This is a genomic window from Hymenobacter sp. (assembly GCF_036388155.1).
Lineage (GTDB): Bacteria > Bacteroidota > Bacteroidia > Cytophagales > Hymenobacteraceae > Hymenobacter.
In genome coordinates this window covers 25,922-46,345 of record NZ_DASVSI010000019.1, presented here as the reverse complement: position 1 = coordinate 46,345, position 20,424 = coordinate 25,922, and the positions used below count along the sequence as shown (strand labels likewise).

Sequence of the window (20,424 nt, the reverse complement as noted above, 5' to 3'; positions counted from 1 at the left end):
GCAAATGTCGGCATCGGCACGCTATGAACGATGCCTCTTACTCATTCATAACTGAGCGTCGCCGGATACTGACGCATGTACTCGGGCCTAGCCAGACAATCGCACCAAATGTCTTCCTAACGTCGCGTCAACAGAAAATTTAACAGTGCCCGCAACCTAGGCAGTTTCCTATTTCACTACACAAGCCTAACCCATCGGTCCAAGTGATGCACAAATGGTCGTTAAGCCCCCACCACTAGCAGAATGCTAACCACTAAAACCTCTCAAACTTCGCTCTTACGGACGGAACGGGTGGTTTTATCCAGGTAGGGCTATTGACTTAATCCAATTGAAAAAGGCAAACGTTACGCTATTTAAAAGAAGTTGTTTCACGATTACTATAAATAACATTTATATTGCTTAATAAATACAATTTTGCATAGTAATATGAACAAATTTTCCGCAATTCTGCATGGTAGGAAGCGTTGCTGCTCACTGTTAAGCAGAACCTCGCTACTCTTTGGCGCGCTAATGCTGTGGTCGGCTGTGGCGCAGGCGCAGACTACTTATTACTGGAAAGGCACCGCAAACAGCAGCTTTGACGCATTAAGCAACTGGAGTACTGGCCCAAATGGAACAGGTGCTACTCGCACAACGCGCGCCAACACCGACATCTTGGTATTCAGCGGTGGCATTCCGAGTGCTACAGTCGATGTGACTCGAACCATAGGCCAGCTTAAATTCATCAATAGCGCCTCCGTTACCCTAGCTATCAATGGAGACATCACGCGTGTCATAAATATTCAGGGTGATGCCGCCGGGTCCGATTTCGTTCTTGACGCTGGTAGTTCACTTGCAGTGGTAGGCACAGTTGGCAATAACGACAATGCTGTTTTGAATTTTGATTTAGGTCCTGCTGCTACGGCCAGCATCGCAGGGCCCGTCGTTTTCTCGGGCTCAGGAGGCAACCCACAATCATCAGTCACTATTCAGCTACAAGGCGACGCCGCAAGCGCCATACAATTCACAAGTGGAGGAAGCCTGACCACTAAAACTGTTGCTGACACAAAATTGACGGGCAGCCCTTTAGGCGGGCCAAATGGCGTAGCCGTATTTGGAACAGGTTCCACCTTCCAACAGGAAGTAGGCGGTGACCCTTATGGCCCGGCCTCTTTTCAATCAGGCAGCATTTACCGCTATGTAGGCGGCACTTTTGGTGCTTTCAGTGCTGCACGGTCTTATGGAAACCTAGAGTTTGCCAATGCCGGCGCTACTACAATTAGCGGAACCGTAGCGCTCGCAATCACGAACAATTTGACTATTTCTAGTAGCGCTGACGTCACCATAACGCTTACTAACACTGCCGGAATTAACATCGGTGGCAATCTGACTCTTTCCGGCGCTGGGTCTTCGCTTTTTTTTAATCCTGGGACGACACGTTCCTTTTCCTTTAACGGAACATCTGCTCAAACCATAGGCGGAGTGGGCACGCTGACCTTTGGCAATAACGCCCGATTGGAAATTAATAATACCAGTTCAGAAGGCGTGACATTATCGCTGCCCCTTACCATCGTTGATGCCATCAGATTCACAGCAGGGCTGCTTAATACTACTAGTGCTGCCCCGTTGAACTTGGCAGTTGGCGCTGGGGTGGACGCTGCTCCCGGTTTCACGAATAGCACGCTTACGAATACCAGTTTCGTAAATGGCCCCATAACGCGGACCACCACATCAGCAACAGGAAATGTTGCTCTTAATACAGCCGATGGAACCGGCTTATTCTTTCCTATTGGCACCCCCGGCGCATATCGTCCAATCAGCCTTGCATTGGCCCAGTCTTCGGGTAGCGCCACGTCCTTCACCGCGCAGGTTATTTTAGGCCCAGCCCCCACACAAACCTTTCCCGCTTCAACGCCAACGAGTATTAAACGAGTCTCTGGCGTCCGTCACTATTCAGTTACCACAAACGGAGCCTCAGCCTTTACCGCTGGCCGAATCACCATTTACTATGGCGTTGATGACAAGGTTGATGCTCTTTCTAAATTACGCGTGGCCAAAAGCCAAGCCAGCGGTGTATGGGCCAACTTGGGCGGTGGCGCCACAACGACGGCTGGGGACGGCACTGTTTTTCTTACTGGCTCTATTCAATCGGCTGGTTCTGTGGACGGAACAACTGCGCCCAACGCGCCTTTTACTTCGTTGAGCAATTTCACTTTAGCATCCATCGAAGCTTCGCGGGCCGCCGGTAACAACCCCCTCCCCGTTGAGCTCACGCGCTTTGCCGCTGCACCCAGCACCGCTGGCGTGGCGCTGGCCTGGGCCACGGCTTCCGAGAACAACAACGACCGGTTTGAAGTGCAGCGCAGCGCCACTGGTGAAGGGTTCGAAACCATTGGCACGGTGAAGGGCCAGGGCACCAGCAGCCGCGTGCAGGACTACGCTTTTGTGGACAGCCGCCCCCTGGCGGGGCTGGCTTACTACCGCCTGCGGCAGGTCGATGCGGACGGCACCGGCACGTATTCGCCCGTGGCTTCGGCCGAATGGCAGCGGACGGAACTGGCGGCTTTCCCCAACCCCACCACCGGCACCGTGCGCCTGCCTGTTGCGCTGGGCGCCGTGCGCTACCGCGTGCTCAACAACGTTGGCCAAACCCTGCTGAGCGGCACAGCCAGCGCCAACGAAGCGCTTGACCTGCGTGCGCTGGGCAAAGGAGCCTACTTCCTGGAGCTGACCGGCGCCAGCGGCCGCAGCACCCAGCGGCTGGTGCGCGAATAGCGCCGTTGCGCCTTGCCTGCCTTGCAACGCCCCGTGCCTTCGTCAGGTGCGGGGTGTTGTTTTTTGGGCCGGGCCCCTGCGGCCACGCCCATGCAGCCGCCCCCGGATTTTGCTGTTATTTGGCCCCACGGTTTTGTTTATCTCTGCATTCTCATCCTTCGTTCATGAAAAAAATTGCCCTCGCCGGCCTCGTGGCCGCGGCGCTTACCACGGCCTGTAACCAAACCAAAACCTCGGACACCGCCAGCGCCGACGGCAGCCCAACGGCGACCGACTCCACCACCGGCCTGCCGGGCCTGTTCAACAGCTATTGGGAAGAAAACTCGCGCCTCGACCCGCTTTCGGCCACGGCCACCGGCGACAACCGCTACAACGACCAGCTGCCCAACAACCAGACCCGCGCCTTCCGCGACACCCTGCGCAACTTCTACCAGAGCTACCTGACGCGCTTGCAGAAGTTCGACCGCGAAAAGCTGAGCGAGAACGACAAAATCAGCTACGACATCTTCGAGTACGAGATGAAGCACGGGCTGGCGGGCCTGAAGCTGAACTCGTGGATGATGCCGGCCAACCAGTTTTACGGCCTGCCCATTACCCTGGGTCAGTATGGCTCAGGACAGGGCAACCAGCCCTTCAAAACGGTGAAGGACTACGAGAACTGGCTGGGCCGGGTGCGCGGCTTCACGGCCTGGACGGACTCGGCCATTGCCAACTTCCGGGTGGGCATGCGCACGGGCGTGGTGCTGCCCAAGGTGCTGGTGGAGCGCATGATTCCGCAGCTGCAAGCCCCTGACATGCTGGTGACCGACCCCACCAAGAGCCTGTACTACGGCCCCATCACGCGCATGCCGAAAGACTTTTCGGACGCCGACAAAACCCGCCTGACGGCTGCCTACAAGCAGGCCATCCTCACCGAGCTGGTGCCTTCTTACAAGAAGCTGGGCACGTTCATGGCCAACGAGTACTTGCCCAAAGCCCGGGCCACGAGCGGCATCGACGCCGTGCCCGGCGGCAAGGAGATGTACACGTTCCTCGTGGAGTACCTGACCACGACGGACAAGACGCCCACTGAAATCTACCAGACCGGCCTATCGGAAGTGGCGCGCATCCGGAAGCAGATGGAGCAGATAAAAACCGAAGTGGGCTTCAAAGGCGACTTGCCGGCCTTCTTCACCTACCTGAATTCCGACGCCAAATTCCGCCCCTACAAGAAGCCGGAGGAAGTGCTGGCCGCTTTTGAGGACATCCACCAGCGCATGCTGCCCAACCTGAAAACCATGTTTGGCCGCACGCCCAAAACGCCGTTTGAAATCCGCGAAACGGAGAAATTCCGCGAGGCGTCGGCGTCGGCGGAGTACAACCAGGGGTCGCCGGACGGCTCGCGGCCGGGCATTTTCTACGTACCCATCCCGGATGCCACCAAGTTCTCCACCACTTCGGGCATGGAGTCGCTGTTTCTGCACGAAGCCATCCCGGGCCACCACTACCAGATTTCGCTGACCCAGGAGAATACCACGTTGCCCAAATTCCGTCGCTTCGGCTTCCAAAATGCTTACGTGGAAGGCTGGGCCCTGTACTGCGAGAGCCTGGGGCCAGAACTGGGCCTCTACAAAGACCCCTACCAGCGCATGGGCGCCCTGGGCGACGAGATGCTGCGCGCCGTGCGCCTGGTGGTGGACACCGGCCTGCACTCCCGCCAAATGACCCGCGAGCAAGCCATTGCCTACATGCTGAACAACCTGAGCATCAGCTCCGATGACGCCACTTCGGCCATCGAGCGCTACATGGCCATTCCGGGCCAGGCGCTGGGCTACAAAATTGGTCAACTCAAAATCCGGGAGCTGCGCACGAAGTACGAGAAGCAGCTGGGCGGTAAGTTCAAGCTCAGCAACTTCCACGACGAGTTGCTGAAAGACGGCTCTATGCCGCTGGCCGTACTGGAAAAGAAGATGGACGCCTGGGCCGCCAAGCAGTAGCGTGTGGGTCTGGAACACCTGCTTTTTTATGATTTCAGAAAAAAGCAGCACGTCATGCTGAGCGCAGTCGAAGCATCTCGCCCTCGCAACTAATCGGGTTTACTGTTGCAGTACAGATGCCTCGACTGCGCTCAGGATGACGTTCTATTTTTATTTTATTGTCCTACTGCGAGCGACTCGCTTGGTTTTAATCAAGGCTTACCGGCCTTTTCCCACACACTAATTCCGATGCACAAGCATTCATTCGCGTTGCTGCTGGCGCTGAGCCTGCCGGCCGCATCCGCAGCGGCCCAAACCCCCAAAACAAAACCGGCCCCTAAAGCCACGGTGGCAACCACCGCCTCAGTGCCCTTGGCGACCCTGTTTGACGCGTACTGGGAAGAGCGCGCTAAGCTCTCGCCGCTGAGCGCCACAAGCCAGGGCGACAACCGCTACAACGACCAGTTGCCGAACGACCAGACCCGCGCCTTCCGGCAACAGCAGCGGCAGTTTTACGAGCAGTACTTGGCGTCGCTTCAGAAATTCGACCGGGCCATGCTGTCGGACGAAGACCGGGTGAGCTACGACATCTTCCAGTACGAGATGCAGAATCGGCTGGAGGGCCTGCAGCAGAACACCTGGATGATGCCCTTCGCACAGTTCTACAGCCTGCCCAACACGCTCGGTCAGTTGGGCGCGGGCACGGGCGCGCAGCCGTTCAAAACCGTGAAGGACTACGATAACTGGCTGGCGCGAGTAAGCCAGTTTCCGGTGTGGGCCGACTCGGCGATGGCAAATTTCCGACAGGGCATGAAAGCAGCCGTGGTGCTGCCCCGCGTGCTGGTGCTGAAAATGGTGCCCCAGTTGCAAGCTCAAGTCACGACGGACGCCACCAAGAGCCTGTTTTACGGCCCCATCACCCGGATGCCGGCCAGTTTCCCGGAGGCCGACAAAGCCCGCCTCACCACGGCCTACCAGCAAGCCATTCTCACCCAGCTGGTGCCCACTTACCGCAAGCTGGCCGACTTCCTGCAAACCGAATACCTGCCCCAGGCCCGCACCAGCACCGGCCTGGCCGCCGTGCCCGGTGGCGCCGCCATGTACCGCTACAACGTGCGCTCGATGACCACCACCGACCGCGCCCCGGACGCCATTTACCAAACCGGCCTCGCGGAGGTGAAGCGCATCCGGACCGAAATGGAAGCGGTGAAAAAGCAGGCAGCTTTCCAAGGCGAGCTGCCGGCCTTTTTCACCTACCTGAACTCGGAGCCCAAATTCACGCCCTACAAAACGCCGGAGGAGGTGCTAAACGCCTTCCGCGCCATTCAGGCCCAGATTGAGCCGAATTTGCCCAAGCTATTCGGCCGCACGCCCAAGTCGCCCTTTGAAATTCGGCAGACGGAGGCCTTCCGCGCCGCCACCGCCTCGGCCGAGTACAACCGAGGCACGCCCGACGGCTCGCGGCCGGGCATTTTCTACGTGCCCATTCTCGACGCCACCAAGTTCAACACCACCTCGGGCATGGAGTCGCTGTTTGCGCACGAGGCCATTCCGGGGCACCACTACCAGCTGTCGTTGCAGCAGGAAAATACCGCGCTGCCCAAGTTCCGGCGCTTTGCTTCGTACCCGGCCTTCAGCGAGGGCTGGGCGCTGTATTGCGAAAGCTTGGGGCCGGAGTTGGGTCTCTATAAGGACCCCTACCAGAAAATTGGGGCGCTGGGCGACGAGATGCATCGCGCCATCCGGCTGGTGGTAGACGTGGGCATGCACGCCAAGAACATGACCCGCGAAGAAGCCATTAAGTACATGATGGCCAACGAGCCCATCAGCGAGCAAGGCGCCACGGCCGAAATTGAGCGCTACATGGCCATTCCGGGCCAGGCGCTGGCCTACAAAACCGGCGCTTTAAAGCTGCGCGAGTTGCGCGCCCGCTACGAAAAGCAGCTCGGTCCGAAATTTAGCCTGAAGGCCTTCCACGACGAAGTGCTGGCCGGGGGCTCCATGCCGCTGGCTGTACTGGAACGCAAGATGGACGCCTGGGCCGCGAGGCAGAAATAAACTTTTCATAAGAGCCGCTCATGCAGAAAGCCGGTAATGCAGAGCGCAGCGAAGCATCTCGCCAGCTGCCAGTAATCATTTACTGCCCCACGCGAGATGCTTCGCTGCGCTCTGCATGACGGCCTTTCAGCCCCACTCATTGACATTATCCCCTTTTCTAATGCAAAAAACTACTCTCGCGTTGCTGCTGGCCTTGTGCCTACCCGCTGCGCCCTTGGCAGCTCAGTCTCCCAAAGCCAAGCCCGCCGCTAAGGCCGCAGCGGCTACTTCGAAGGCCTCGGCTCCGCTGGCGGCTTTGTTCGACGCTTACTGGGAAGAGCAAGCCAAGCTCAATCCCTTCTCGGCCACGGCGCAGGGCGACAACCGCTACAACGACCAACTGCCCAACACCGAAACCCGCGCCTTCCGCCAGCAGCAACAGCAGTTTTCCAAGCGCTACCTGACCAAGCTGGGCCAACTAGACCGCGCCAAACTCTCTGCCAACGACCAGCTGAGCTACGACATTTTCCGCTACCGACTCGAAACGGTGCTTCCGGACCAAAAGCAAATCGGCTGGATGATGCCGTTTGGTCAGACCGGCGGCCTGCCGCAAGCCATGGCTCAGTTCGGCTCGGGCACGGGCGCGCAGCCGTTCAAAACGGTGAAGGACTACGACAACTGGCTGGCGCGGGTAAGCCAGTTTCCGGTGTGGGCCGACTCGGCCATCGGCAACTTTTGCCAGGGCATGGCCCGGGGCGTGGTACTACCAAAAACGCTGGTTCTGAAAATGATACCGCAGCTCGACGCCTTGGCCGCGGCCGACCCCACCAAAAGCGTGTTCTACGGCCCCATTGCCAAGCTGCCCGCTACCCTGCCGGCCGCCGACAAGGAACGCCTAACCGCGGCTTACCAGCGCGCCATCGGTGCCCAGCTGGTGCCGACCTACCAGAAGCTCAGCGCGTTCCTGAAAAACGAATACCTTCCCAAAGCCCGCGCCACTTCGGGCTACGGCGACCTGCCGGGCGGGCCGGAGGCCTACCGCTACGCGGTAAAAGCGAGCACCACCACCGACAAAACCCCGGAAGAACTTTACCAGACGGGCCTGAGCGAGGTGAAGCGCCTGCGCACCGAAATGGAGCGGGTGAAGCAGGAAGTGGGCTTCCAGGGCGACCTGCCGGCCTTCTTCGCCTACATGAAAAACGACCCGAAGTTTCGGCCCTACAAGACGCCGCAGGAAGTGCTCGACGGCTTCGAGGCCATTCACCAGCGCATGATGCCCAACCTGAACAAGATGTTCGGCCGCGTGCCCAAAACGCCGTTTGAAGTGCGCCAGACCGAGGCCTACCGCGCGGCTTCGTCCAGCGCGCAGTACGTGGCCGGGTCGCCCGACGGCAAACGCGCCGGCATTTTCTACGTGCCCATTCTGGACGCGACGCAGTACAACGTGACGTCGTTGCCGCCCATGGAAGACGTGTTTTTGCACGAGGCCATTCCTGGGCACCACTACCAAATTTCGTTGCAGAACGAAAACGCCAGCCTGCCCAAGTTCCGGCGCTTCGGCGGCTACAGCGCCTATAGCGAAGGCTGGGGGCTGTATTGCGAGAGCCTGGGCAAAGAACTAGGCCTCTACACCGACCCCTACCAATACGTGGGCTCGCTGGGCGGCGAAATGCACCGCGCCATCCGGCTGGTGGTGGACGTGGGCTTGCACGCCAAAGGCATGACCCGCGAGGAAGCCATCAAGTACATGCTGGATAACGAGGTCATCACCGAACAGTTGGCCACGGCCGAAATCGAGCGCTACATGGCCTCGCCCGGCCAGGCCCTGAGCTACAAAACGGGCCACCTGAAACTGCTGGAACTGCGCAGCCGCTACGAAAAGCAGTTGGGCCCGAAGTTCAGCCTGAAGGCCTTTCACGACGAGTTGCTGGCCGATGGCGGGATGCCGCTAGCCCTGCTGGAGCGCAAGATGGATGCCTGGGCAACCCGCCAACGGTAAACTTTCAGCGGGTCCGAGCTGACAAATATTGAAAACCGGTAATCCAGACCTAATTTGGTCCGAATTACCGGTTTTCATCTATAAAATTCTTCTGATGGTACAACTTGTTACGCTCACTGCTTTCCGGCCCGCCTTGCTCCTGGCCGGACTGTGTTTGTCCTTCGTGCTACATCCTGGCGCAACCCAGGCCCAAACGGCACCACCTGTCACCGCTCCGCTCGATGTGGCGGCCGTGGATGCAGTAGTGGCCCGCACGCTGAAGGGCTTTAACGTGCCGGGCATCTCCGTGGCGGTGGTGAAGGACGGCCAAGTGGTAATGGCCAAGGGCTACGGCGTGCGTTCGCTGAAAACCAATGAGCCCATGGACGCCAACACCCTGTTTGGCATTGCCTCCAACACCAAGGCCTTCACCACGGCTGCCCTGGGCCTGCTCGTGGACGAGGGCAAGCTGCGCTGGGACGACAAGGTGACCGATTACATCCCCGAATTCCGGATGTACGACCCCTACGTGACGGCGGAGTTCACGGTGCGCGACTTGCTCTGCCACCGCAGTGGGATGGGCCTGGGCGCCGGCGATTTGATGTTTTTTCCAGACTCTACCGACTTCACGGTCAAGGACGTCATTCACAACTTGCGCTATTTCAAGCCGGTGTCGTCGTTCCGCACCAAGTACGATTACGACAACAACCTGTACATCGTAGCGGGCGAAGTCGTGGCCCGCATCTCAGGTAAGTCGTGGGCCGAATTTGTGGAAACTCGCCTGGTGAAGCCACTGGGCATGACGCGCACCGCCACGTACTTTTCCCGCCTCCCCGACCCCACCAATTTCATTGACGGGCACGGGCCGGTTGACGGCAAAGTGCAGGTCGTTCAGCGCTCCCGGGTCTCGTTCGCTGCCGCGTGCGGCGGCATGTACAGCAGCGTGAACGACCTGAGCAAGTGGGCCTTGATGCTGCTGGGCGGGCCGGGCGCACCGGCATCACTGATTAAACCCGCCACGCAGTGGGAGCTGTGGAGCCCGCAAACCCTCAAGCGGGTGGGTCCTGGTCCGACCCAATACAACACGCATTTTGCAGCCTACGGCCTGGGCTGGGATTTGGCTGACATGCGCGGCTACAAAGTAGTGTCGCACACGGGCGGCGAAGTGGGCATGGTGACCAAGGTGCAATTGGTACCCGAGTTGCACCTGGGCATCATCGTATTAACCAACCAGGAAGATGGGTTGGCTTTCTCAGCCGTGGGAAACTCTATCCTGGACCACTACCTGGGCGTGACTGGAAAAGACCGTGTACAGGAGATGCTTGGCTACCGTCAGGCGGCCAATGGCGAGGCAGACAAGGTGCTGACCGATACATGGAAACAAGTGGCCCTGACCCAGAAGGCAGCTCCCAAGAAACCCAACTACAGTGCTTACTTGGGCCGCTATCACGACGCTTGGCTGGGCGATGTGAACTTGTACATGCAGGGCAACCAGCTGTGGCTCCGCGCCGTGCGCGCCCCGCGCTTGGTGGGTCAGGTGCTGCCCTACCGCGGCAACACGTTTGCAGTGCGCTGGAAGGCGCGCAGCTTGAACGCCGACGCTTATGCCACCTTCGACCTCGACGAGCAAGGCCGCGCGACGGGGCTTAAAATGAAGGCTATTTCCCCGGCTGCCGACTTTAGCTACGACTTCCAGGACCTGGACTTGCAGCGGGTGGAGTAAATCGGCGGGAGTAGCCCCACCCCAGAAAATCAGCTTAGCTTTAGCGCAGATATTCTTGTATTGTCTGCCATGAAATCGTTGTTTGCGGCGCTGCTCTTGCGCATGCGCGCTGTGCTGCTCTTGCTCCTGATGTGCGCAACGGCCGGGCCTAGCTGGGCCCAGCGCCGCTTCGAACTGGCCGACATCGCCAAGACCGTGGGCGTAAGCGACCCGCAGCTGTCGCCCGACGGCAAGCGCATTTTGGTGGTGGTGTCGCGGGCAAACCTGGCCACCAACCGCCACGACGCCGAGGTGGTGCTGGTGGAGGTAGCCACCGCTCGCCAGCGGGTGCTCGTAGCCGGGCGGCCCACGGTGAAGCAGCCGCGCTGGTCGCCCACCGGCGACCGGGTGGCGTTCCTGGCCCGCACCGGCAAGGACGCGCACACCCAGCTGTTTGTGCAGCCGGTGGCCGGGGGCGAACCCCGCCAAGTAACTACGGCCGCCGAAAACGTGCAGCTCTACAGCTGGAGCCCCGATGGCAGCTCTTTCGCCTATTCCTCGGCCGACCCGCCCGCCAATGCCGCCGAGCTGGCCCGCGGCAACGACAGCTTCGAAGTAGGCAATGGCAGCATGACCCTGACTGCCGCGCCCGCGCCCGACCACCTGTGGGTGATAAACGCCGACGGCAGCTCCCCGGCGCGGCGCCTCACCAGCGGCCCACGCAGCCTGCCCGATGATTCCTCCGCGCCCTTCGCCTGGGCCCCCGATGGCCGCACCCTGGCCTGCGTGCTACGCCCTAGCCCGCAAACCGGCGACCAGCAAACCGCCTTGTGCACCCTCGACGTAGCCACGGCCACGGTGCGCGAACTGCCCGGCACGCCCAACCGCGTGGACTTGCCGGCATATTCGCCCGATGGCCGCTGGATTAGCTACCAAACCCCGCGCGAGCCGCCCTATTTCGAGTCCTTGGAGTTTGACGTGATGCCGGCGGCGGGCGGTGCAGTCCGCCACCTTTGCCGCCCGCTCGACCGCAACTTGCAGCGGGCGTTGTGGAGCGCCGACAGCAAAAGCCTGTGGGTGGGCGGCAACGACGGGGCCACCGTCTCCATCTGGCAGCAGGGCTTGAACGGCAGCAGCCGCAAGCTGAAGCTGGGCCCGGTTTCGCCCAATGGCAGCTACTGGGTGGAAATGGCCGTGGGCCGGGGCAACGCGGTGGCCATCACCGCCAACGAGCCCGACCGCCCGGCGGAGCTTTACCACCTAGCCTCCTCCACCGCCACCCCGCGCCGCCTCACCGATTTCAACCACGAAACCGCCGCGCTGGCCCTGGGCCGCATGGAAGCCGTAGAGTGGACTTCCGACCAGCTGCGCCCCAACGGCATCCTCACTTACCCGCCCGATTTCAACCCCGCCAAAAAGTACCCCTTGGTGCTGATGATGCACGGTGGCCCTTCCAATTCTTCGCGCGCCGCGTTCTACGGCTTGGGGCAGGCCGTGGCGGCGCGGGGCTACGTGGTGTTTCAACCCAACTACCGCGGCAGCGACAATTTGGGCTATGCATTTCAGCGGGCCATTCGGGAAGATGCTGGCGCGGGGCCCGGGCGCGACGTGCTGGCCGGCATTGCCATGCTCGAACGGCGCGGCTGGGTCGATACCAGCCGAATTGCGCTGAGTGGCGCTTCCTACGGCGGCTTCATGACGGCCTGGCTCATGGGCGAGTCGCGCCGCTGGCGGTGCGCCGTAGCCGCCGCGGCCGTAACCGACCTGCTGGACAGCTACAACCTCGGCGACAACAACATAGCCAACGCCGGGCACTACGGCCCCTCGCCCTGGCTCAGCCCCGAGAACCTGGCCCGCTACCAAGTGCAATCGCCCATTTCGCGCGTCGGCCGCTGGCGCACGCCCACCCTCATCCTGCACAACGTGGGCGACTTCCGGGTGCCCATCAGCAATGCCTACAAGCTGTACCACGCCCTGCAAGACCGCGGCGTGCCGGTGCGCTTCGTGGCCTTCCCCATCTCAGCCCACGTGCCCTCCGACCCCGTCCGCAGCGCCGAATGGAACCGGCTGTGGGTGGAGTGGCTCGACCAGTACTTGCAGCCGGAAAAGGCTGACACAGCCCGGCCTAATAAATAATGTTTTGGGATATCACAAAAAACGGCCATGCAGAGCACAGCGAACCGAAGGCCGGCGTAGCCAAGCATTTCGCGTGCCTCTAATAACTCATTTCACCGATTGAGTTGCCACTAAACACGAGATTCCTCGCTACGCTCTGCATGACGAGCCCCACCTTTTCTGCCTTCCCTGTTGCGTATCATTCCGAATAACCTCTCTAGTTTCTCATCTACATTGCCTGCATGAATTATTTCTTCAAGACGACTTCCAACTGGTTGCTGGCTGGGTTGGCGCTAGCCGCACCCCTGGCGGCTTCGGCCCAAAAGAAAACGGCCCCAAAATCCGTTGCTAAAGTCTCCAATGCCCAGGCCGCCATCCGCGAAGCGGACCTCAAGCGCGACTTGTATGCGCTGGCCGGCGACCATTTTCGGGGCCGCGAGGGCGGCACGCTGGACGAGTTGAAAGCTTCCGTGTGGCTGGCCGACCAGATTCGGGCCATTGGCCTGCAGCCGGCCGGCGACGACGGCACCTACTTTCAGTGGTTCAACCTGCAACGGACGCGCCTCACCAAGGTCAGCAAGCTCACCATCGGTACGCACCAAATCAGGCTGAACGAGGACGGCGTGGTGACGGCCCCCACCAATGCCACCGTCAACGCGCCGGTGGTGTACGTGGGCACGGGCTCGGCGGCGGAACTGGCGAAGGTGGACGTGAAAGGCAAGGCTGTGGCCGTGCAGATTGCGGGCGCCCCCACCGACGGCATCAGCTACCGGCGCTACGTATTTGGCAAATTCAGCGGGCAGGCGGGCGAACTGATTAAGGCCGGTGCGGTGGCGGTGGTGTTCATTTCCGATGCGCCTTCGCAAGCCCTGTACGAGCACTGGAGCCACATTTACGAGCGGGGCCGCTACAGCTTGCCGGGCGCAGCCAGCACCCGCGTGGTGAGCGCGCCGCCCGTGGTGTGGCTGCCCGCCAGCGCCGCCGCCTGGGCCCAGCAAGCCGGCCAGCAGTTCACCGCCGACCTGAAGGTGGAAAGCTTCCAGTACCCGTCGGTGAACATCGTGGCCAAAGTGCCCGGCACCGACGCGCAGTTGAAAAAGGAGCACGTGCTGTTCAGCACCCACCAGGACCACGACGGCGTGCGCGCCCCGACGGCCGGCGACTCGATTTACAACGGCGCCGACGACAACGGCACCGGTTGCGCGGCCCTGCTGGCCATCATGCGGGCCTTCAAGCAGCAGCCGGCCCGGCGCTCGGCCTTGTTTGTGTACCACGGCGCGGAAGAGCGCGGGCTCATCGGCTCGACGTACTACGCCGCCAAACCCACGGTGCCGCAGGCGTCCATTGTGGCGGTGCTGAATGCCGAGATGATGGGCCGCAACGCGCCCGACAGCGCCGCATTGCTGGGCTCGACGCCGCCCCACCTGAACTCCAGCGACTTGGTGAAAACCGCGCTGGCCGCCAACCAAGCTGGCCCAAAATTCAAGCTCGACACCGAGTGGGACAAGCCCACCCACCCCGAAGGCTGGTACTTCCGTTCCGACCACCTCCCCTACGCCCGGCTGGGCATTCCGGCCGTGATGTACACCTCGCTGCTGCACGTGGACTACCACACGCCGCGCGACGAACCCAAGACCATCGACTTTGCCAAGCTCACGCGCATGACCAACTGGATGTACCTCACCGGCTGGGCCGTGGCCAACCGCACCGCCGCGCCGGCCCGGGAGCCCGGCTTCAAGCTGGAACGGTAGCGCCAGAATGAAGCCGGGCTGACTAGATGTGCCCAAGCATGATGCCCCATCTAAAGAAACGTCATGCTGAGCGCAGCCGAAGCATCTCTCCCGCGAGAGTAAACGACTACTACTGCAGTAGAGATGCTTCGGCTGCGCTCAGCATGACGGGCTGCTATTGGACCCTAAACGACGAGCTGATATTCAATCACAAAATGAAAAAACCTGCAATCGACCGTCATTTGCTGGCGGTGGTGGGCTTCTGGCTGCTGGCTTTCACGCTGCGGGCGCAAGCCGTTACCAAGGAAGGGTACACACCGGTGCCGGGCGGCAAGGTGTGGTACCAAGTGCTGGGGGCCGACAAGCCGGGCGTGCCCCTGCTGGTGCTGCACGGTGGGCCGGGCTCGGGCAGTGGCGCCTTTGGCAATTTTACGGCGCTGGCCGACGAGCGGCCGGTGATTCTTTACGACCAGTTAGGCTGCGGAAAGTCGGACCGGCCCGACAACCCCAGCCTTTGGACCCTGGGTCGCTACGTGGACGAGTTGGATGCCGTGGTGCGCAGCCTGGGCTACCCCAAACTGCACCTGCTGGGCCATTCCTGGGGCACGACGTTGGCCACGGAATACGTATTGACCAAGAAGCCGCCGCAAGTCGTTAGCCTAATTGAGTCGAGCCCCTGGCTGGACACCAAGCGCTGGATTGCCGACGCCCAGCGCTACGTGGCGGAGTTACCGCCCGCCACCCAGGCCGCGTTCAAGCTGGAAAACGCCACCGACTCGGCGAGCCGCCGCCAGTACCAAGCGGCCGTGGACTATTACTACAGCCTGCACGTGTGGCGCAACCGCCCGGCCGTGATTACCTGGCAAAAAGGCGAAGGCAAACAGGCCTACGAAACCATGTGGGGCAAGAACGAAACCACTTCGACCGGCAACATGAAGAACTACTCGAGGGCCGCCGACCTCAAAAAGCTGACGCTGCCGGTGCTCTACTTGTGCGGCCGCTACGACGAAGCCACCCCCGGCTCCACGGCGTATTTCCAGCGCCACACGCCCAACTCGCGCCTGGTGGTGTTCGAAAATGCTTCGCACACGGCCTACCGGGAAGTGCCCGACGTCTATTTCCGAACGGTGCGCGAATTCTTGCGCCAGCAGTAGCCACAGGCCGCCGCCTTACGTTAAGCTCAGCAGCTGCACCTTTTTTCCTACCGAATACGGCCCATGAGATTAACCAATGTTGAACTAGCCTTTGTCCTGGGCCGGCTCTTGCTGGGCGTAAACTTCCTGACCCATTGCCTGGTGCGGCTGCCCAAGCTGGCCGGCTTCAAGGCAGGACTGATGAAGCAGTTCGCGGCCACGCCGCTGCCCGCGCCGCTGGTAGAAATATTCGCGACCGTGCTGCCCTTCGTGGAAGGCGGCATCGGCCTGCTGCTGATTGTGGGCCTGTTTACGCGGCCGGCGCTGGCGGCGGCCATGCTGGTGATGACGAGCCTGGTGTTTGGCAGCAGCTTGCTGGAGCAATGGGACACGGTGGGCACGCAGATGCTCTACGGCCTGTTCATTTTTGCCTTATTGCTGCATTGCCAGCACAACCGCCTGTGCCTCGACCGGACGCCGTTTAATGGTTAGCGGTTAGTGGTTAGCGGTTAATGTTCCATCTGTTTCAACCACTAGTCATTGACCACTAATCGTTCACCACTACTCATTAATCACCAACCGCTTACCATTAATCACTGCCGAATGCGCCACCTCACCGCCGCCGACATCAAGAATTTCGAGCGCATCTACCGCCTCAACCTTATCAACGGCCTGCCCGGTTTCAAGCCCGCCAACCTCATCGGCACCGCCGCCCCCGACGGCGCCACCAACCTGGCCGTGTTCAGCTCGGTGCTGCACCTCGGGTCCGACCCCGCCCTGCTTGGCCTCGTGACGCGGCCCACCACTGTGCCCCGCCACACCTACCAAAACCTGAAAAGCAGCGGCTGCTACACCCTCAACCACGTGCCCGTGGCCCTCACGGCCCAGGCCCACTACACCTCGGCCGACTTCCCCGATGCCGTCTCTGAGTTTGACGAATGCGGCTTCACGGCCGAATACCGCGACGACTTTCCCGCGCCTTACGTGGCCGAGAGCCCCCTGAGCATTGGCATGCGCTGGTTGGAAGAGCACGCCATCAGCAACGGCACGGTGCTGATTGTGGGCACCGTGGAGCACGTGTATTTGCGGGAAGAAGGCTTGCGCGAAGACGGCACGCTGGACCTCGTGGCGCTGGGCGACTCCTGCATCACGGGGCTTGATGGCTACCACGAGGTGTTGCCGCCGGTGCGGTACGGCTACGCCCGGCCGGGCCAGAAACCGGTGGCGCAGTAACCCAACCCGGGCCGCTTCCCACCCCCACAAATGCCAACGGCGCCCCAGCCTAACAGGCCGGGGCGCCGTTGACGCCGACTGATTAACCAGAACTAGAGCGAATTAATAAAAGCCAGGAGTTGCTCGCGCTCCTGTGCGCTCATTTCCTCTTGGAAAAACTTGCGCGAACGCTGCGCTTCGCCGCCGTGCCACAGAATGGCCTCGGTCACGTTGCGGGCGCGGCCGTCGTGCAGCAGCAAGGTGTGGCCGCTAGTGGCTTGGCTCAGGCCCAAGCCCCACAGCGGGGCGGTGCGCCATTCCTGGCCATTGGCGTTGAATTCGGGGCGGTTGTCGGCCAAATCGGGCCCCATGTCGTGCAGCAACAAGTCGGTGAAGGGGGTGATGACTTGGTTCGACACCTCGGGGAAGCCGGGCAGGTTGCCAGTTTGCAGCCGGGGCACGTGGCACGCGTCACACTGGGCCTTGAGGAAGAGCGTGAGGCCTTCTTTGAGGATTTTCTGGTTGCCGCTCGTGTTGCGCACGGCCGGCACGCCCAGCGTGTTGATGAATGCGGTTACCGCCGTCAACTCTGCCGTGCTCAGGTCGACGCCCGAGGCGCGGGGCGCGGTCTCGCCCGGCTCAATGGGAAACAGCGGCGTGGTGATGGCCATGTCGCCGTTGAAAGCGCCCGCGTTTTGCTGCTGCACCGACGGCTGGCCGGCCTTCCAGCCAAAGCGGCCCAAGCGGCGGCTGTTGGTGGTGTAGTCCCACACCATGTTAACCCGGCCCGTAGCCGGGTTTTGTTTGGGGTCTTCGGCGTTGGCTTGGCGCTGCCGCGCCGCCATGTTCAGGATGGTGCCTTCGGACACGGCTTCGAGCAAGCCCAGACCGGCTACGTTGGAGCCAATGCGTGGTGATACCTCGGCCCCGGCCGGCAGCGGCTTGCTGAACGTGTAGGACGGCCGGCGCAGGCTGACGCTTCCTCCGTCTTTCAATTTGCGGGTTTCTTCCACGTACGTCGTCGTCACCTGGCCTTCGGGGCCGTTGGTGGTCACGCGCTGCTTGGTCACGGGGTCGATGTGCACGGGCTGCAGTTGGTTGCCGAAGCCCGGCACCGGGTTGTTCTCGCCCTGCTCGTTTTGGCCCGGCATGCTCAGGCGGAACAGGAGTTGCGGCACGTTGTTGGTGCCCACGCGCGGCGCGCGCGACCGGCCGCCGCCGACGTGGCAGTCGGAGCAGGCGTCCTGAATCCAGATGGGGTCCAGCAGCGCCAGGTCAAACGTGAGGTCGAAGGTTTGCTTGCCGGCTTGGTGGGCGCTCGCATTGCTCCCGGTCAAGTTGGTGGCCGGCTGGTTGAAGGCGTCAAAGCCCGCGTTGAGCACCGTGGTGGCGCCGCCGGCCTGTCCGCTTTGCAAGGTGTGCAGCACCAATTGCTCGTCGGTGTCATTCCAGTTGTTTTGGTGGATGGCAATCGGCTGGATGGTTTCCTCCTGTTGCTCGGAAGTTTCGCAACTGCTCAGTGCCAGCGCCGCGCTCAGCAGCAAACCGGTTCCAAGAAATCTTCGCTCGTTTAGAAGAGTAAGGGGTTGGGGCATACAAAATTTGAAAAAGGGATAAAAAGGAAATGGTTGATAGCCTGTGTCAATGATTGCGCCAAAGGCGGAGCAAGCAGCCTCGCAAGGAAAACACGGGCCAAGCCCACTGGCCCAGTGTATTTCGGTCGAGGGTGTGCCCCAGGTTTGCGAATGCGTTCCTATGACGGGCGAAAGATATAGCACAACCACATATGTGCCAATTGAAATCTTGGCATATGCCTAACCGAAGGAAGCAATTTTTGCCCTCGTTCCCTTCCATAACTTGTTAGCACCACTCTACTTTTTTGCTATTCAATAGATAATCACAAGTTGTTATTAAATTAATCTATAATCACAAGTTGTTATTAAATTAATCTAATACAAGAAAAGCCCATTGCAGTAATTGAAATGGGCTTTTCTTGTGCAAGGCGAAGCCGAGCTGCTACGGATACTGCGTCTCAATGCGGCGGGCGTTCATGTCAGAATACCGCGAGTCGGCGTGCGGGGCGGGACTGGATTCGTGGTCGGTGTAGGCGCCGGGCCGGCGGTCTTGCCAGTCGGGCCCGGAAGCTCCGGACGGGGCCGGGTTGTCGCGGTACCAGGCCCGGTACGAGCCGTCGGCAGTGCGCGCGCTGGCTTGGCTGGAAACGGCTTTTTGGCGGATGCCTTTGCGTTTTTTGCCCTTCTTCTTGCCGTTGCCGGCGGTGGCCAGGGCCACCGCGCCCAGCGCCAGGCCCGCCAACGCCAGGCCCTTCAGCCAAGGCTTCACCACGGGTGGCGGCACCGAAGTCACGCCGCCGCCGTCGGCGGTAGCGGGATGGTGGACGTAGCGGCCCGTTTTGGGCCGGGCCAGCTCGTCGAAGCGGGGCACGAAGCCGGCGAGTTGCTGGCGCAAGGTTGCGCCGTGCATGGGAATGCCGTGGCCCGTGGCGGCCACTTCGGGCTCCATGCGGGTGAGCAGTTCCATGGAGGCGCGGGCGGCGTCCCAGTCCGGGGTGAAATAGGCGGGCGGGCCGTGCACTTCTTGCTTCTGGGTGTAGGTGGCCGTGCCGGACTCGGCGAACACGGTCGTGAAGGCGTCACCGGCCACCAGCACCTTGTCGTGCTCCCGGAAAAACGACACGTGCCCGAAGCTGTGGCCCGGCGTGTGCACCCAGCGCCAGCCGGGCAGGCCGGGCACGCTGCCGTCGGCGGGCAGGGCTTGCACGCGGCTGCCGAAGTTGTAGGGATGCTTGGGATAGGCAAACGAGAGGTAGGCAATCATGCCGCGGCCCACGGTGGGGTCGGGCGGCGGGAAACTAGACTTGCCCGTGAGGTAGGGCAGCTCCAACGTGTGCGCGTACACGGGCACATCGGGCCAGGTCGCCAGCAAGCCATCCAGCGCCCCCACGTGGTCGAAATGGCCGTGCGTGAGCAGAATGGCTACGGGAGGTGTGCTGGTCCCAAACAACTCATGCGCGTGTTTCTGGATTTTATCTGCCGAACCCGGCAGGCCCGCATCAATCAGCACCCAGGGGCCCTGCGGCTGGTCTTGCTGAAAAGCGTAGTACAGGTTCACAAACACGTCGCGTAACACGCTCAGACCGGGCACTACGGCCGTGAAAGCGGGGGTGCTGGCCCGCGTAGCATCGTTGGAAAGCATGGACAGTGGGAAAGGTGAAAAAAGACAGTCGCGACTGAAGCAATCAGGCCACATCCGGGTACTACGCGCCCCGCCCCGCCCGGGGTTGCCCATTTTCCGACTTCTCCGTGCCCAACCCCGTGGGAATGTTGGGCTTGGGTTAAACGCAAAAAGCCCGCTACTCAGGTAGTAGCGGGCTCGAATGGCTGGGCTAATAAATTATTGCTGCGGCGGATTGGACTTCGGCTGCTGCTGGTCGTTCTGGTTGCCCACGCCGTTGGTCGACTTGTCGGGGCTGGCCAGCGTGCCGCTGGCCGCCTGGGGCGACGCCGTGCTTTTGCCAGCGGGCGCCGAGTTGAGCTGGTCCTGCACGGTGCCCTGCTCGATGGCCGCGGCCGACCCTACGCCGCCGGGCGGGGGCGTCACTTGCTTGTAGTTGATGCTGTCGCGGTACACGTCGAAATTGCGCCAACCCGGAGGGTTGTTGAAATCGTTGACGTAGTGAGAATCGACGCCGGGGGTCCAGCGGTAATCGCAGGACGAAAGCGAGGCCGCCAGGGCGGTGCCCAGCAATAAGGCCAAGGCGGGACGGAAAGAAAGCTTCATGAAGTGG

At 61.2% G+C, this 20,424-nt stretch carries 13 protein-coding genes; 10 read left to right on the top strand and 3 right to left on the bottom strand.

Annotated features, from left to right (window positions below; all coding sequences use genetic code 11):
- The first annotated feature begins 2,178 nt into the window (after positions 1-2,178).
- The 10 genes from VF629_RS02900 (at position 2,179) to VF629_RS02855 (ending at position 16,637) form a co-directional block, all read left to right on the top strand.
- Positions 2,179-2,754 (top strand): T9SS type A sorting domain-containing protein, encoded by a 576-nt coding sequence (locus VF629_RS02900; protein WP_331056949.1) that lies wholly within the window; start codon positions 2,179-2,181, stop codon positions 2,752-2,754.
- Positions 2,755-2,918: 164 nt separating this feature from the next.
- Positions 2,919-4,730, top strand: coding sequence for a DUF885 domain-containing protein (locus VF629_RS02895; RefSeq protein WP_331056948.1), 1,812 nt, complete (start codon positions 2,919-2,921; stop codon positions 4,728-4,730).
- A gap of 228 nt (positions 4,731-4,958) precedes the next feature.
- On the top strand, positions 4,959-6,767 hold the full coding sequence (locus VF629_RS02890; protein ID WP_331056947.1) for a DUF885 domain-containing protein: 1,809 nt from the start codon (positions 4,959-4,961) through the stop codon (positions 6,765-6,767).
- 160 nt (positions 6,768-6,927) lie between these two features.
- A complete protein-coding gene (locus VF629_RS02885) occupies positions 6,928-8,745 on the top strand; it encodes a DUF885 domain-containing protein (RefSeq protein ID WP_331056946.1) in 1,818 nt (605 codons plus the stop codon).
- Positions 8,746-8,839: 94 nt separating this feature from the next.
- The gene (locus VF629_RS02880; RefSeq protein ID WP_331056945.1) at positions 8,840-10,447 is read left to right on the top strand and encodes a serine hydrolase; all 1,608 of its coding nucleotides are present in this window, start codon (positions 8,840-8,842) and stop codon (positions 10,445-10,447) included.
- Positions 10,448-10,516: 69 nt separating this feature from the next.
- Positions 10,517-12,562: a S9 family peptidase gene (locus VF629_RS02875; RefSeq protein ID WP_331056944.1), complete on the top strand. Its 2,046-nt coding sequence runs from the start codon at positions 10,517-10,519 to the stop codon at positions 12,560-12,562.
- A gap of 221 nt (positions 12,563-12,783) precedes the next feature.
- Positions 12,784-14,292, top strand: coding sequence for a M28 family peptidase (locus VF629_RS02870; RefSeq protein WP_331056943.1), 1,509 nt, complete (start codon positions 12,784-12,786; stop codon positions 14,290-14,292).
- A 194-nt stretch (positions 14,293-14,486) separates the two neighbouring features.
- Positions 14,487-15,425: a proline iminopeptidase-family hydrolase gene (locus VF629_RS02865; protein ID WP_331056942.1), complete on the top strand. Its 939-nt coding sequence runs from the start codon at positions 14,487-14,489 to the stop codon at positions 15,423-15,425.
- Positions 15,426-15,488: 63 nt separating this feature from the next.
- Entirely contained in the window at positions 15,489-15,896 is a 408-nt protein-coding gene (locus VF629_RS02860; protein ID WP_331056941.1) for a DoxX family protein, read from the top strand.
- Positions 15,897-16,007: 111 nt separating this feature from the next.
- On the top strand, positions 16,008-16,637 hold the full coding sequence (locus VF629_RS02855) for a flavin reductase family protein (protein WP_331056940.1): 630 nt from the start codon (positions 16,008-16,010) through the stop codon (positions 16,635-16,637).
- A gap of 92 nt (positions 16,638-16,729) precedes the next feature.
- Here the strand turns inward: VF629_RS02855 and VF629_RS02850 are convergent, their stop codons facing one another.
- From VF629_RS02850 to VF629_RS02840, 3 genes are all read right to left on the bottom strand, one after another.
- On the bottom strand, positions 16,730-18,211 hold the full coding sequence (locus tag VF629_RS02850; protein ID WP_331056939.1) for a di-heme oxidoredictase family protein: 1,482 nt from the start codon (positions 18,209-18,211) through the stop codon (positions 16,730-16,732).
- 421 nt (positions 18,212-18,632) lie between these two features.
- Positions 18,633-19,832 carry an MBL fold metallo-hydrolase gene (locus VF629_RS02845; protein WP_331056938.1) on the bottom strand — a complete coding sequence of 400 codons (1,200 nt, stop codon included), beginning with the start codon at positions 19,830-19,832 and terminating at the stop codon, positions 18,633-18,635.
- A gap of 198 nt (positions 19,833-20,030) precedes the next feature.
- Positions 20,031-20,417: a hypothetical protein gene (locus VF629_RS02840; protein WP_331056937.1), complete on the bottom strand. Its 387-nt coding sequence runs from the start codon at positions 20,415-20,417 to the stop codon at positions 20,031-20,033.
- Positions 20,418-20,424: the final 7 nt, after the last annotated feature.